Annotated in this window: 15 protein-coding genes; 11 read left to right on the plus strand and 4 right to left on the minus strand. The window is 74.3% G+C overall.

The annotated features are described in order from the left end of the window. The first annotated feature begins 8 nt into the window (after positions 1 to 8). From EDD26_RS08850 to EDD26_RS08890, 9 genes are all read left to right on the plus strand, one after another. Positions 9 to 1,313 (plus strand): aspartate aminotransferase family protein, encoded by a 1,305-nt coding sequence (locus tag EDD26_RS08850; protein ID WP_123697385.1) that lies wholly within the window; start codon positions 9 to 11, stop codon positions 1,311 to 1,313. 99 nt (positions 1,314 to 1,412) lie between these two features. Next, a complete protein-coding gene (locus EDD26_RS08855; protein ID WP_123697386.1) occupies positions 1,413 to 2,141 on the plus strand; it encodes a Type 1 glutamine amidotransferase-like domain-containing protein in 729 nt (242 codons plus the stop codon). After that, the gene (locus tag EDD26_RS08860; RefSeq protein ID WP_123697387.1) at positions 2,138 to 2,848 is read left to right on the plus strand and encodes a uracil-DNA glycosylase; all 711 of its coding nucleotides are present in this window, start codon (positions 2,138 to 2,140) and stop codon (positions 2,846 to 2,848) included. Before EDD26_RS08855 ends, EDD26_RS08860 begins: the two co-directional genes overlap by 4 nt. A 1-nt stretch (position 2,849) precedes the next feature. Then, a complete protein-coding gene (locus EDD26_RS08865) occupies positions 2,850 to 3,437 on the plus strand; it encodes a GNAT family N-acetyltransferase (protein ID WP_123697388.1) in 588 nt (195 codons plus the stop codon). Between the two features lie 97 nt (positions 3,438 to 3,534). Then, positions 3,535 to 3,939, plus strand: coding sequence for a hypothetical protein (locus EDD26_RS08870; RefSeq protein WP_123697389.1), 405 nt, complete (start codon positions 3,535 to 3,537; stop codon positions 3,937 to 3,939). Between the two features lie 53 nt (positions 3,940 to 3,992). Next, positions 3,993 to 4,970, plus strand: coding sequence for an SdpI family protein (locus tag EDD26_RS08875; protein ID WP_123697390.1), 978 nt, complete (start codon positions 3,993 to 3,995; stop codon positions 4,968 to 4,970). 80 nt (positions 4,971 to 5,050) lie between these two features. Continuing rightward, positions 5,051 to 5,446, plus strand: a complete 396-nt coding sequence (locus EDD26_RS08880) for a hypothetical protein (protein WP_148058722.1) — start codon at positions 5,051 to 5,053, stop codon at positions 5,444 to 5,446. After that, the gene (locus tag EDD26_RS08885; RefSeq protein WP_123697392.1) at positions 5,443 to 5,874 is read left to right on the plus strand and encodes a hypothetical protein; all 432 of its coding nucleotides are present in this window, start codon (positions 5,443 to 5,445) and stop codon (positions 5,872 to 5,874) included. Before EDD26_RS08880 ends, EDD26_RS08885 begins: the two co-directional genes overlap by 4 nt. Then, positions 5,871 to 7,325, plus strand: a complete 1,455-nt coding sequence (locus EDD26_RS08890) for an amidase (RefSeq protein WP_123697393.1) — start codon at positions 5,871 to 5,873, stop codon at positions 7,323 to 7,325. Before EDD26_RS08885 ends, EDD26_RS08890 begins: the two co-directional genes overlap by 4 nt. Positions 7,326 to 7,362: 37 nt before the next feature. On the opposite strand, the gene EDD26_RS08895 is transcribed toward EDD26_RS08890, so the two are convergent. Further along, entirely contained in the window at positions 7,363 to 7,839 is a 477-nt protein-coding gene (locus EDD26_RS08895; protein ID WP_123697394.1) for a hypothetical protein, read from the minus strand. Positions 7,840 to 7,892: 53 nt separating this feature from the next. Between EDD26_RS08895 and EDD26_RS08900 the strand changes: the two genes are divergently transcribed. Continuing rightward, positions 7,893 to 9,140, plus strand: coding sequence for a glycosyltransferase (locus tag EDD26_RS08900; protein WP_123697395.1), 1,248 nt, complete (start codon positions 7,893 to 7,895; stop codon positions 9,138 to 9,140). A gap of 75 nt (positions 9,141 to 9,215) precedes the next feature. On the opposite strand, the gene EDD26_RS08905 is transcribed toward EDD26_RS08900, so the two are convergent. Next, complete coding sequence (locus EDD26_RS08905) at positions 9,216 to 10,001, minus strand: crotonase/enoyl-CoA hydratase family protein (protein WP_281273318.1); 786 nt, start codon at positions 9,999 to 10,001, stop codon at positions 9,216 to 9,218. 257 nt (positions 10,002 to 10,258) lie between these two features. On the opposite strand from EDD26_RS08905, the gene EDD26_RS08910 reads away from it, so the two are divergent. Continuing rightward, complete coding sequence (locus EDD26_RS08910; RefSeq protein WP_123697396.1) at positions 10,259 to 10,810, plus strand: hypothetical protein; 552 nt, start codon at positions 10,259 to 10,261, stop codon at positions 10,808 to 10,810. A gap of 134 nt (positions 10,811 to 10,944) precedes the next feature. Here EDD26_RS08910 and EDD26_RS08915 read toward each other — a convergent pair whose 3' ends face one another. Together EDD26_RS08915 and EDD26_RS08920 are read right to left on the minus strand one after the other, a co-directional pair. Next, the gene (locus tag EDD26_RS08915) at positions 10,945 to 11,751 is read right to left on the minus strand and encodes a PspA/IM30 family protein (protein WP_123697397.1); all 807 of its coding nucleotides are present in this window, start codon (positions 11,749 to 11,751) and stop codon (positions 10,945 to 10,947) included. Between the two features lie 117 nt (positions 11,752 to 11,868). Next, positions 11,869 to 13,980 carry a TPM domain-containing protein gene (locus EDD26_RS08920; protein ID WP_123697398.1) on the minus strand — a complete coding sequence of 704 codons (2,112 nt, stop codon included), beginning with the start codon at positions 13,978 to 13,980 and terminating at the stop codon, positions 11,869 to 11,871. Between the last annotated feature and the right edge of the window lie 61 nt (positions 13,981 to 14,041).

Below are 14,041 nucleotides of genomic sequence, written 5' to 3' on the forward strand. Positions count from 1 at the left end.
GAGCGACCATGACGAGTCCCGACCCCGACGGCGAGCGCGCCCGCGAGCTCGACCGGCTGATCCTGCACTCCTGGTCGAAGCACGGGACGACGAATCCGTTCACGGTCGCGCGCGGCGAGGGCGTGCGGCTGTGGGACTACGACGGGCGCGAGTACCTCGACTTCTCGAGCCAGCTCGTGAACACGAACATCGGTCACGCGCACCCGCGGGTCGTCGAGGCCATCCAGCGGCAGGCGGCGGAGCTCGCGACCGTCGCCCCGGCCACGACGAACCTGCGGCGCGGGGAGGCGGCCGAGCGCATCCTGTCGACGATCGACGACATGGCCGCGGTGTTCTTCACGAACGGCGGTGCGGATGCCGTCGAGAACGCCATCCGGATGGCGCGCATCCACACCGGTCGCGCGAAGGTGCTCTCGCACTACCGCTCGTACCACGGCAACACCGGCGCGGCGGTGAACGCGACCGGCGACCACCGCCGGGTGGGCAACGAGTTCTCGACCGGCCACGTGCACTGCTTCGGCCCCTTCCTGTACCGCTCGGAGTTCTGGGCGGAGAGCGAGGAGCAGGAGTGCGAGCGGGCGCTGCAGCACGCGCGGCGCGTGATCGAGGCGGAGGGGCCGTCGACGTTCGCGGCGATCCTCGTCGAGTCGGTGCCGGGCACCGCGGGCATCCTGGTGCCGCCGGCCGGGTACCTGCAGGGGCTGCGCGAGCTCGCCGACCGGCATGGCATCGTGCTCATCCTCGACGAGGTGATGGCGGGCTTCGGCCGCACGGGCCGCTGGTTCGCGCACCAGCACGACGGCGTCCGCCCCGACCTCGTCACCTTCGCGAAGGGCGTGAACTCCGGCTACGTGCCTGTCGGCGGCGTCATCATGGCGGAGCACATCCTCGACACCTTCCGCGAGCGGGCCATCCCCGGCGGGCTCACCTACGCGGGCCACCCGCTCGCGGCGGCGTCGATCGTCGCGTCGATCGACGCGATGCGCGAGGAGCGGATCGTCGAGCATGCCGCGCACCTCGGCGCCGACATCCTGGGGCCGGGGCTCGCGGCGCTCGCCGAGCGGCACGCCGTCATCGGCGAGGTCCGCGGCCGAGGCTGCTTCTGGGCGCTCGACCTGGTCGCCGACCGCGCCACGCGCGAGCCGGTCGACGCATCCGTCGTCGCGCAGCTCAAGGGGCTGCTGATGGAGCGCGGCTACGTGCCGTTCGCCGCCGACAACCGCCTGCACGTCGTGCCGCCGCTCGTGATGGGTGACGACGACGCCCGGGCGGGCCTCGCGATCCTCGACGAGGCCTTCGCCGCCCTCTCGTGAATCCTCAACGGAGCAGCTGGTGACGCGAGGGCACTATCCCCTCGTGCAGCCAGTCGCTCCGTTGAGAGTTCTCCGCGAGGGACTGGCAGACTCGGACGCATGAGCATCCATCTGCTGGGCGGCGGCGACGCCGACGACGAGTCGCGCTGGACCGGCCGCTTCGTCGCCGAGGCCCGCGAGCGCGCCGAGGGCGCACCCGTGATCGTGGTCGTGCTGTGGGCCGCGGATGCGGCCGAGGGCGAGACCTGGCACGACGACTACCGCGCCGACCTCGTCAAGCTCGGCGCGGGGGAGGTGCGCATCGTGCAGCTCACCGCCGAGCGCACGCTGCTGCCCACGGACCTCGGCGGCGCCGACGGCATCTTCATCGGCGGTGGGCTCACGCCCGGCTACCACGCGGCCGTCATGCCGGCCGCCGACACCATCCGCGGCCTCGTCTCGACCGGCGTGCCCTACGCCGGCTACTCCGCGGGCGCGATGATCGCCGGCGACGTCGCGCTGCTGGGCGGCTGGCGCATCGGCGGCGTGCCCGTCGTGGCACAGGCGAGCGCGGAGGGGCTCGACGACGTCACGCTCGACGCGGGCCTCGGGCTCGTCGACCTCGTCGTCGACGTACACGCGGCGCAGTACGGCACCGTCTCGCGGGCGATCGCGATCGTCGCGGCGGGCCTCGCCGACCGGGTCGTCGCGATCGACGAGTGCACCTCCCTCATCGTCGGCGCCGGTGGCCTCGAGGTCGCGGGCGACGGCAGCGTCTGGACCGCCGACCGCGCCGGCGACACCGACCGGGTCACGGTCGCCGTGCTCGCCGCAGCTCCCGCGGCATGACCGTCGCGCCGCTCCGCGAGCTCGTCGACGCAGGCTGGGCCGAGGCGCTCGCGCCCGTCGAGCCCGTCGTGCGCGAGCTGGGGGAGCGGCTGCGGCGCGAGACCGCGGAGGGCCGCCCCTACCTGCCTGCGGGCGACGCGGTGCTGCGCGCGTTCCGGCAGCCGCTCGACGCCGTCCGCGTGCTCATCGTCGGCCAGGACCCATACCCGACGCCCGGGCACCCGATCGGGCTGTCGTTCGCGGTCGAGCGGCACGTGCGGCCGCTGCCGCGCTCGCTGCAGAACATCTACCGCGAGCTGCAGGACGACGTGGGGATCGAGCCGGCGCCGCACGGCGACCTCTCCGCCTGGGCCGACCAGGGCGTGCTGCTGCTCAACCGGGTGCTCACGGTCGGCGCGGGCGTCAGCGACTCGCATCGCGGCTGGGGATGGGAGCAGGTGACCGAGGCGGCGATCCGAGCGCTCGTCGCGCGCCGAGGCTCGGACGGCGAGCCGCTCCCGCTCGTCGCGATCCTGTGGGGCGCGAAGGCGCAGCTGCTCGCGCCGCTGCTCGGGGAGACGCCCGTCATCGCCTCCGCCCACCCGTCGCCGCTGTCGGCGAGTCGCGGGTTCTTCGGCTCGCGGCCCTTCTCGCGCGCCAACGCGGCGCTCGAGGCGCAGGGCCCGGCCCCGATCGACTGGCGCATCCCCGTCGAGCGCGAGGCCTGACGTGCTGCCCGAGGAGTACGAGCGCCGTCGCCGCCTGCCGGCGCACCTGCGCGAGCCCGAGCACCGCGAGCCCGACTTCGCGTTCACGATCCGGCCCGTCGCCGCGGCCGACCTGCCGGTCGTGCGCGACATCTACCGCCACTACGTGCTGAACTCCACCGTCACGTTCGACGAGCGCCCGAAGACGCTCGGCCAGTGGCGGCGCAGCCTGCGCGAGGCGACCGAGCTGCAGCTGCCCTTCATCGTCGCCGAGAGCGCGACCGGCGCGATCCTCGGCTACGCGCTCGTGCAGCCCTGGAAGCAGCGCAGCGCCTACCGCTACACGGTGGAGTCGTCGGTGTACCTCTCGCCCGCCGCGACCGGCCGCGGCCTCGGGCGTGCGCTCATGGAGGCGCTCATCGAGGCGACCAAGGCGCGCGGCGTGCGCGAGATGATCGCCGTGATCGCCGACCAGGGCGCCGACGCGTCGATCCGCCTGCACGAGCGGCTGGGGTTCGACGAGATCGGGCGGATGGGCCGGGTCGGCCAGAAGTTCGGGCGGGAGCTCGGGATCGTGCTGCTGCAGAAGTCGCTGCGCAAGAAGCGCTGACGCACATCCGCGCTGCCGCGGACGCGGATTGCGGACGGCCGCCGCCCGGAGGATGCTGGGCCCAGCGGCGGTGCCGCGCCGTCGCGGGGAGGCATCCATGACCGCCGTCCAGCACCGTGACCACGCCCATCGCGCGCACCCCGGCTTCGCGCTCGCCGTCGGCTGGGCGGCGGCGGTCGCCGTCGCCGTCGGCGTGGTGAGCGGCGCCCTGATCGCGCTCGCGGCCATCCCCGACCTGCAGGCGCTCGCGGTCGGCAGCGGCTACGGCCTGATCCCGGGCGTGCTCGCCGCGGTCGGCGTCGTCGTGGCTCGCCGGGAGCTGGCGCACGACGTGCCGTACTGGCGCGCGGTCTCGATCGTCGTGCTCGCGGTCGCCTGCGCGACCGGGCTGCTCTTCGCGCTCACGCAGATGGCCATCGAGCTCGCCCCGGTCGGGGTGCTGCTCGGCGCGTGGACGTCGCTCGTGGCCACCTGCATCGGCCTGCTGCGCTCGCGCCGCTGAGGCCCACCGTCGCGCGCGTCGAGCGAGCAGCCGTCGTCCGGGAGGATGGGGGCATGGATCGGGCGCGCGTGTGGCTCGCGGCGCTCGTGCTGGCGCTGCCGCCGTCGGTGATCGCCGCGACCTGGGTGGCGCTCGCGCCGCGGCTGCCGGCCTCGATCGCGACGCACTGGTCGGACACCGGCGTGGCCGACGGCATCTCGGCGACGGTGCCGACCGCGGTGACGCTGCTGTCGATCACAGGCGCGATGCTCGTCGCCGGGCTCGTGCTCGCAGCCGTGCGGCTGTCGAGCCGCACCCGGGCGACGCTGCTCTCGCTGCTCGCCGCCGTGTCAGGGATGCTCGCCGCGGCGTGGGTCGTCTCGGCGGTCACGACCGTCGAGGCGGGCAGCGCGCAGGAGGCGGTGCTCGGGCCGTGGCTCGCGCTGCTGCTCGGCGCGGTGCTGCTGCTGCTCGTGCCGTGGCTCATCCACCCGCGCGACGACCGGGTGCCGCACCTCGACGAGCCGGTGCTGCCGCTCGCCCCCACCGACGAGCGGTCGTGGCGGGGCGAGGCGCGCTCGACGCCGTTCCTGCTGCTCGGCATCGTCCTGGCCGTCAGCAGCGTGCTCGTCGCGGCCGTGCTGCCGGTCGCGGGCCCGTGGCTGTCGATCCTCGTCGCGGGCGTGCTCCTCGCCGGTGCGGCGATCACGCTCGCGCTCGCGCGCATCCGCGTCACGGTCGACGCCGAGGGGCTGCGGGTGCGCGGCGCGCTCTTGATGCTGCCACTGCGCACGATCCCGCTCGAGCGCATCCGCGTCGTGGAGGCGCACGAGATCGAGCCGCTCGGGTGGGGCGGATGGGGCTACCGCGGCCTGCCGGGGCACCTCGCGATCGTGCTGCGGCGTGGCCCGGGCATCGTCGTCACCACCCGCGAGGGGTCGAGGTTCGCGGTGACGGTCGACGACGCGCAGCAGGGAGCGTCGACGCTCGCCGGCCTCGTCGCCCGCGCCCGGGACGCCGAGCGGGGCGTCGGCGGCGGCGCGCAGCGGTGATGCGCACGATGACCGCGACGAGCCGCAGCGCGACGCGGTCGCCGGTCGCCCATGTCACCGCGCGGTGCCACGATGGCTCCGTGACCGAGTTCGAGGACTGGCGGAAGACGCGCGAGCACACCGACGCGCAGGTGGCGGCGGCCGCGAGCGACCCGAGCGCGACCGTGACCGACCTCGGCCCTGGGTTCTGGATGGTGTCGGTCGCGGGCGCGACGCGCGGCTTCATCGTGCAGCTTGAGGTGCGCGACGAGGTGCGGTTCGAGGCCCGCCTGCGGCACGTGAACCCCGGTCAGGGCACGCGCATCGGCGAGTACTGGGAGTTCGACAAGGCGATCGCGGCGATCATCGCCGAGCCGTCGCGCTTCGTCGGCCGCGATCCGTTCCGCGAGCTGACGAACTACGCCAGCCGCGACCAGATGCGCGAGCGCACCGAGCGCAAGCGGCTGCAGCGCCGGGCCGGCAGGTACTTCGGGTGACCGCGGGGGCACGCGCCGCGGCGCCGTTCCGCTGGCGGCTGTGGCAGGTGGCGCTCTGGGCGGTCGGCATCGCGGCGGTGCTCGCCGAGGCGGTCGTGCTCGCCGCCGCCGTCGAGTCCGCCGCCGGCACCGACGTCGTGCTGTGGATCTCGATCGCCCTCTGGTCGCTCCTGCTGGGCGTCGTGCTCGGTGCGGTGATGGCGATGCTCGCGCTCATCCTGCGCGCCCTCGCCGGCAGCGCGCCGGTGGCGCTGCTGCGCTGGCTGCTGGGCATCGCCGGCGGGCTCGCGACGAGCGCTGCCCTCGTGTGGGCGACGAGCGCGGCCGGGCAGCCGCTGCGCGTGCTCGTCGCGCTCGCGGTCGGCGTCGGCACGGGCTGGCTCGCGCAGCACATCACCTTCGCCCGGCGATCGGCGGCAGACGCGTGAGCGCGATCCACGAGCTCGGCGCGCTCGACCTCTGGCGGCTGCTGCACGCGCGCCAGCTGAGCGCCGTCGAGGTCGCCGAGCACTTCCTCGACCGCATCGACCGGCTCGACGACGCCAACGCGATCGTGCACGTCGACGCCGAGCTCGCGCTCGCCCGCGCGCGGACGGTCGACGACGCCGACGACCGCACCGGGCTCATCCACGGCCTGCCGTTCGCCGACAAGGACCTCACGCGCCGCGCCGGGCAGCCGGCGTCGCTCGGCAGCCGCTGGCAGGCGGGCGCCATCGCCGACGTCACGGACCCGGTCGCGAGCGTGCTCGACGCCGCGGGCGGCGTGGTGCTCGGCCGCACCGCCGCGCCCGAGCTCGGCTTCGCCGGCTACACGCGCTCGGCGCTGCACGGCGCGACGACGCTGCCGGGACATCCCGGCCTGCACGCCGGCGGCTCGTCCGGCGGCGCCGCAGCCGCGGTGGCGCAAGGGCTGCTGCCGTTCGCGCCCGGCTCCGATGGCGGCGGCTCGATCCGCATCCCCGCCGCCACGTGCGGTCTCGTCGGGCTCAAGCCGACGCGTGGGCGCATCCCGGCCAACGGCGGCGTCGGCCAGGTGGGCGGGCTCGTCACGGCCGGCGCGATCGGGCGCTCGGTGATGGACGTGGCGCTGCTCACCGACGCCCTCATCGGCCGCGTCAACGGCGTGACGCCGCACGCGCTGACGCTGCGGTCGCCCGAGCGCGACGACGGCTCGCTGCTCGCCGCCGCCGTGCGCGGCGAGGGGCGCTTCCGCATCGCGGTCATGACGGGCACGCCGTGGGACGCGACCCACGACATCCGCATCGCGCCGGAGGCCGACGACGCGGTCGCGACCGCGATCCGCGCGCTCGAGGCCTTCGGCCACGAGATCGGCGAGGTCGCGCTGCCGGACGCGTCGGGGTTCCTCGGCGTCTCGGGCTACGCGGAGGCGTTCACCGCCCTGTGGCGCGGGGGCGCCGCGACCGTGCCGATCGCGCGCGAGGACCGGCACCTGCTCGAGCCCCTCGCGCGCTGGATCATCGACACGAGCGACCACCTCACCGCGGGCGGGCTCGCCACCGCGCAGCTCTGGGCGACCGAGCTCGAGCGGCGGGTGCTCGCGGCGTTCGCGCCGTGGGACGCGGTGCTCACGCCGGCGACGGCGCTCACGCCGCGCCCGCTCGACTGGTACCCGCAGGATGGCGAGGCCGACTTCGACGCGCAGGTGCTGCACACGCCGCACACCTCGTTCGTCAACATGGTCGGCCTCCCGGCGATCGCGCTCCCGGTGCACCGCACGGCGCCGGCCCCCGACGGGCTGCCGATGGGGGTGCAGCTCATCGGCCGCCCCGGCGAGGAGGCGACGCTGCTCGCCATCGGCCGCCAGCTCGAGCGCCGCATCCCCTGGACGCAGCGCGTCGTCACCGCCATGCGCCCCTAGCGTCCTTCTCGACGGAGCAGCTGGCAGCGCGAGGGCACTACCCCCTCGAGGTGCCAGCCGCTCCGTCGGGACTCCTGCGGGGCTTGGGGAGGTAGCCGCCCAGCTCGAGGCCGGCCTCGACCTCGAAGCGGTTCTGCAGCGCATCGGCGCCTGCGGCGACGTACATCGGGATGAACCACAGCCCGTAGCGCTCCCACTGCCGCCGGTGCACGTCCTCGTGCTCGAGGATGTCGGGCGTCACCGCGTCCTTCGTCAGGAACACGGCGCCGATGGTCGTGCCGCCGCGGCCGAACGCCCAGCTCGGCAGCCCCGAGACGACGGTGAGGTCACCGACCTGCCGCTCCTCGCCGCGAAGGATCCGCCCCCAGAGGCGCGCCGCGCCCGTCGCGATGCGGTGGCCCACGCGGGCGACCGGGGGCGCGGTGAGCGCGCGGAAGGCGGGTCCGGATGCGGTCCGGCCGGCGACGCCGAGCCGGCGTCCGGCACGCGCGAGCGGGGTGTCGGAGGAGCTCATGGCGACGACCGTACTCGGATGCGCGGGCGGGGGCGCGCGGATAGCCTGGACGCATGCGCCCCGAGCCGTTCGGCATCCCCGATGCGGAGCCGCTGCGCATCGCGGTCGTCTCGATGCACACCTCGCCGACCGATCGCCCTGGCAAGGGCGACGCGGGCGGCCTCAACGTGCTCGTGCTCGAGAGCGCGATGGCGCTCGCCGCCCGCGGACACCACGTCGACGTCTTCACCCGCTCGGCCGGCGCGCCTCACTCGCACGCGATCGCGTCAGGCGTGACGCTCTACGCGCTCGCGACCGGCGGCGGCGTCGTGCGCAAGCACGAGCTGCCCAACCTGGCCGACGCGTTCGGTGCCGAGCTCGAGCGCGCCGCGCTCGCGGCGACCGACTCGTACGACGTGATCCACGCGCACTACTGGCTCTCGGGCCTCGCGGCGCTGCCGGTGTCGCTGTCGCTCGGCATCCCCATCGTGCAGACGTTCCACACCCTCGCCGAGGAGAAGAACCGCAGGCTCGCGACCGACGAGCGCCCCGAGCCAGAGCGTCGCGTGCTCACCGAGCGCTACCTCGCCGGCGAGGTGGACGCGATCGCCGCCGTCTCGCGCGCGGAGGTCGACGTGCTCTGCGACGGCATCGGCGCATCCGCCGAGCGCGTCTGGCTCGTGCCGCCGGCCGTCGACGCGCTGCTCTTCCAGCCGCGCCCGGTCGCCTCGCGCGCCGAGGTGCGAGCGAGGCTCGGCGTGCGGCCCGCCGACGGGCTCGTCGTCTGCGTCGGCCGCGTGCAGCCGCTCAAGGGCCAGGACCTCGCCGTGCGCATGCTCGAGCACCTGCCGGATGCGGTGCTCGTCGTCGCGGGCGACGCCACGCCGGGCGACGAGCGGTACCTCGAGTCGCTGCACGACATCGCGCGCGAGATCGGCGTCGAGGGGCGCGTGCGCCACATCGGCAGCCTGGAGCGGCCGGCGCTCGCGCGCCTGCTCGACGCGGCGGATGTCGTCGTCGTGCCGAGCCGCACGGAGTCGTTCGGCCTCGTGCCGCTCGAGGCGGCCGCGAGCGGCACGCCGGTCGTCGCGTCGCGCGTCGGCGGGCTCGTCGAGTCGGTCGTCGACGGCGAGACCGGGGTGCTCGTCGACGGCCGCGATCCCGCCGAGTGGGCGCAGGCCGTGGGCGCGATCCTCGAGGACGTCGACCTGCAGGTCGAGCTGGGGCTCGCGGGCCGCCGCATCGTCAGCCGCCGCGAATGGCGCGACGTGGCGCAGGAGCTCGAGACCGTCTACCGGTCGACGATCCCGTCGCGCGCCTGACCCGACTGCTGGTCGAGCCGCGCAGCGCGCGCAGCGCGCCGCGCGAGTCGAGGCCACCTCGGCGGCGGCAGCCCTTCAGTCGCCCTGGAAGGGGATGGGCTTCCCGTCGAGGTAGCCCTCGGCGGCTCGGCGCGCGTCGTTCGTCATCCCGAGCCGCTGCACCGTGGGCAGCAGCGAGCCGACCGCATCGGCGGTGTCGACGAGCGCCTCGCGCGCCGCGGCGAGCGTCGCCTGCACGGCGAGCGGTGCCTGCGCGGCGATCCGCTCGGCGAGCTCGAGCGCCCGCTCGAGCTCCGTCCCCGCGGGCACGACCTCCTGCACGAGCCCGATGCGGTGCGCCTCCGCGGCGTCGAAGCGGTCGCCGGTCAGCACCCAGCGCATCGCGTCGCCCCAGCCGAGCCGCGGGAACCGCACGGTCGCGCCGCCGAAGGGCATGATGCCGCGCGCGACCTCGAGCTGCGCGAAGACCGTCGAGTCGGCCGCGACCACGATGTCCGAGGCGAGCGCCAGCTCGATGCCGAGCGTGAGGCACGTGCCCTGCACGGCGAGCACGACGGGCTTCCGCACCGGCGGCGTCTGCAGCCCCCACGGGTCGAGCCCGCCGTCGGGCACCAGCCGGATGCGCCCGGTCGCGAGCTTCGGCGCGATGTCGGCGAGGTCGAGCCCGGCCGTGAAGTGGTCGCCGCGGGCGCTCACGACGCCGGCGCGCAGCGTCGGGTCGCGGTCGAGCTGCCCGTAGGCGAGCGACAGCTCCTGCAGCATCCGCTCGTCGGCCGCGTTGCGCTTGTCGACCCGGTCGAGGGTCATGTGGAGGATGGTGCCGCGTCGCTCGATCGCGACGCGCGGAGTCGTCTCGGTCACGCCGTCAACCTAGCGGCGGGCGGTGCGCAGCGAGTGGACGTTCGTCCACCCCCTCCAAACGCCGGGCCGCGCGACCGCGATCCGCCGTCGACCACCTCCGCCCCGAGGGGCAGATCGGGGAGTACCGCAGGCCTTGGTCGCGGCCTACGCTCGGCGGCGGACGATGTCGCCGGCGCAGCCGACCGCTGGTGCGGGTGCGCGGGTCACGCGGTGGGCGCTGTCCGTCCGGAAGTTCCGTTCCACCGAAGGGCACCACCATGTTCAAGCACACCAAGACCCGCGCACTCATCACCGCGGTCCTCGTCGGCGGCCTCATCGCCGCCGGCGCCGCTCCGGCCGGCGCCCAGGTCGTCGAGCGCTACACGATCGAGGACTCCGGGAGCGGCGTCATCGGGGACTTCTGCGGTGCGGGCGTGGATGCGGCCTACACCTTCGAGGTCACCGGATCCGGCACCATCAGGACGCGGGGGGACGGCGAGCTCCTGTGGTTCCACGAGCGCACCCGCACCGTGCAGACGTTCACCTACGACGGCATGACGGTCACCGACATCCAGCCGAACACGCTCTCGAGGGATCATGAGATCGTCGACAACGGTGACGGCACGATCAGCATCACCGTGCTGCTGACGGGCGGACAGCGCCTCATCGGCAGCGACGGCAAGGTGCTCGCCAAGGGCGACGGCCAGGTCCGGCTGCTGGTCGTGATCGACGTGGCGACGGACCAGGTGCTGAGCGAGGAGGTCATCTTCGGCTCGACGGGCACGAACGACGACTTCTGCGAGGCGATCCTCGAGCACTGGGGCATCTGAGAGCACTGCGGCGTCTGACAGCACTGCGGCGTGTGACAGCACTGCGGCGCCTGACCCATCCGCGCCGGGCACGACGAAGGCGGAGGCCCACGGACCTCCGCCTTCGGCTGCACCGCTCAGGAGCGGTCGACGTCCTAGCGGTCGACGACCTCGGCCTCGACGGTGTCGCCCTGCGTGCTCTGCTGCGAGCCGCCGATCGCACCCTGCTGCGTGCCGCCGCCGACGGCCCGCTGCTGGTCGTGCTTGAGCGCAGCGAGGCGCGCCTCGATCTCGGTCTCGCGGCCGACGTCCTCGAGCGCCTCGAACTGCGCGTCGAGCGACGACGCGGCGAGCTCCTGCTGGCCGACGACCCGTGCCTCCTCGCGACGGATCTTCTCCTCGAAGCGGCCGATCTCGCTCGTCGGGTCCATGATGTCGATCGACTTCACGGCGTCGTGCACCTGCGTCTGCGCCTCGGCGACCTTCGCGCGCGCGATGAGCTCGGAGCGCTTCGACTTGAGCTGGTCGAGCTTGCCCTTCATCGTGTCGAGGCCGGTCTTCAGCTTGTCGACGACCTCGTTCTGCGACTGGATCGACGGCTCGGCGGCGCGTGCCTCCGACTCCGACTGCATCTGCTTGCCGATGGCGACCTTGGCGAGGTTGTCGAACTTCGCGGCGTCGGGGGACCCGGTGGTGCGCAGCTCGTCGGCGCGCTGGCTGGCGGCGAGAGCCTTGCGGCCCCAGTCCTCCGCGGCGCGCACGTCCTCCTGGTAGTCCTGCTCCTGCAGGCGGAGGTTGCCGATGGTCTGCGCGATGGCCGACTCTGCCTCGGCGATCGAGTTCGTGTAGTCCCGAACCATCTGGTCGAGCATCTTCTGGGGGTCCTCGGCCTGGTCGAGGAGTGCGTTGATGTTGGCCTTCGCGAGCTGCGAGATGCGGCCGAGGATGGACTGCTTGGACATGGATGTTCCTTCCTGCTGTTGCCGCCGGAGCGGCCATGGGAATCGTGCTCTGGTCATGGGTCGGATGTCTACGTGTGAGTCGGTGGGATCGCTGGTCCGTGCACGGGTCGGGTCGCGTCAGTCGCCGAAGAAGCCGCCTCCGCCTCCGAAGTCGCCGCCGCCGCCGGAGAAGCCGCCGCCGAAGAAGCCGCCGCCCCCGCCGCCGCCGAACGAGCCGCCGCCGCCGGAGAAGAGGTCGCCGAGGCCGCCACCGCCGCCTCCGCCCTCGCCGCCGCCGCCGCCGAAGGGGTCGGTGTAGCCGCCGGCGTGCCCGCCGATGCCGCCGCCCGGGCCGTTCAGCATGTCGCCCAGGATGTAGCCGAGCAGGCCACCGGTGAGCATGTCCTGCCCGCGCCCGCCGCCCATGCCGCCGCCGCGGCCGCCGCGGTAGTAGGGGTTCTGCGCCCGGCCGCCCCAGCCGCCGACGTCGCCCGACGCATCCTGCATCGCCTGCTCGGCGTGCTGCGACGCCGCCTGCGCGTACTGCGAGGCGGTGGCCGGGTCGGCCTCGCGCAGCCGCAGCGCCTGCGCGAGCTCCTGCTGCGCGGTCGCGAGCAGCTGCCGCGCGTGAGGGCCGACGCCCATGCGACGGGTGTGGATGTAGTCCTCGGCGCGGTCGATGTTCGCGCGCGCCGACTCGATCCAGCGGTCGAGGCCCACCTGCTGACGCTGCAGCTGGCCGCCGCCCTGCCGCAGCTGCGCGGTCGCCTCGTCGAGGCGCTGGTTGGCGCGCTGCAGGTTGCTCAGCACCGTGAGGGTGTCGGTGGGGCGCTGCTGCGCGACCCGCACCTGCTCCTCGACGTGCTGGATGAGCGGCGCGAGGTCGACCGTGCTGGTGCTGCGCAGCGTCTTGGCGGCGGCGATGTCGCCGATCGAGTCCTGCACGAGCTCGTCGAGCTGCCGGCGGGAGTTGCCGAGGTCGCGCTCGGCGCGCTCGACCGCGGCGAGCAGGCCGGAGGCCTGCGCGAGCGCCGCCTCGGCCGCGTGCACGGCGAGCGCCGCGTTCGAGCCGTTGCCCTGCTGGCTGGCGTCGCGGCCGGCGGCGAGCGACTGGTCGATGTTCGGCAGCTGCCGCTCGGCGCCCGCGATGTTCTCGCGCACCGGGTCGATGGATGCGCCCGCGTGCACGTCGTCGAGGCGGTCGAGGATCTGCCGCGCGTTCGCGATGCGCCCGTCGAGCTGCTGGCGCGACTGCACGAGCGACTCGAGCACCTGCGGCGCGGTGCGCTCGAGGTCGCGCAGCTGCTCGAACGAGGTCGCGTGGCTCGCGAGCTCGGTGCCCGCGCCGTTGGCGATCTGAAGGATGCGGCTCGACCACTCGTGCCGCTCCTGGTCGGAGTCGGGGAAGGCGTCGTCGAGCTGCTGCTGCAGCGCGAACGCCTCGGTGAGGCCGGCCTTCGCCTTGTCGAGCGCCTCCCGGTAGGGCCGCACGGCCTCCTCGCCGAACTGCGCGTTCGCGAAGGCGAGCTCCTGCTCGCTCGCCTGCACGGTGTCGTCGAGCTGCACGAGCGCGATGTCGGCGCGCTGCTTCAGCTCCTCGAGGCTCAGCTGCTGCTGCTTTCGCTCGGCGACCTCGCCCTGCTTCTTGCGCCGCGAGCGCATGCCGCGGGTGACGAGGAACGCGCCCCCGCCGACCACCGCCGCGCCGCCGACGAGCAGCACGACCGGCCACGGGTCGATGTTGACCTCCGTGCCGCCCTCGGAGCCGCCCGTCGCGATCGCCTCGCCGACCGCGGTGGAGAAGCCCGTCACGCCGCCGGGGACGTCGCCGTTGTTGAGCGCCGGGAGCAGGGACTCCTGGGCGATCTGGTTGACCTCGGCCTCCGACAGTGGGAAGCCCTGCGGGTAGCCGTAGCCCCACTGGCTGTCGTCCATCGCGATCGTGACGAGCAGGTCGTCCTGGCCCAGCCCGGAGGCCTCGGCCGACTGCACCGACCACTCGCCGCGGTCGATGCCGTCGTAGGAGTCGACCACGACGACGAACACGTCGCCGTCGGATGCGGCGTTCGCCTCCTCGAGCTGCGCCGTCACCGCGGCGTCGTCGGCCTGGTAGTCGCCGGTCGTGTCGACGAAGGGGTCGGTGCCGACGTCGACGGGGTCCTCGGCGACGAGCGCGCCGGCCGAGAGCGCCAGCAGGCCTGCGGCCCCCATCGCGACGACCGCGAACGGACGGACGATCCTGGCCTGCATCTGCGCTCCCCGCTGCCGGCACGTCTCGGGGGTGCCGACCTGGCGCGAGTCTAGCCAGCGG

The sequence above is a fragment of the Agrococcus jenensis genome, from assembly GCF_003752465.1.
GTDB classification, from domain to species: domain Bacteria; phylum Actinomycetota; class Actinomycetes; order Actinomycetales; family Microbacteriaceae; genus Agrococcus; species Agrococcus jenensis.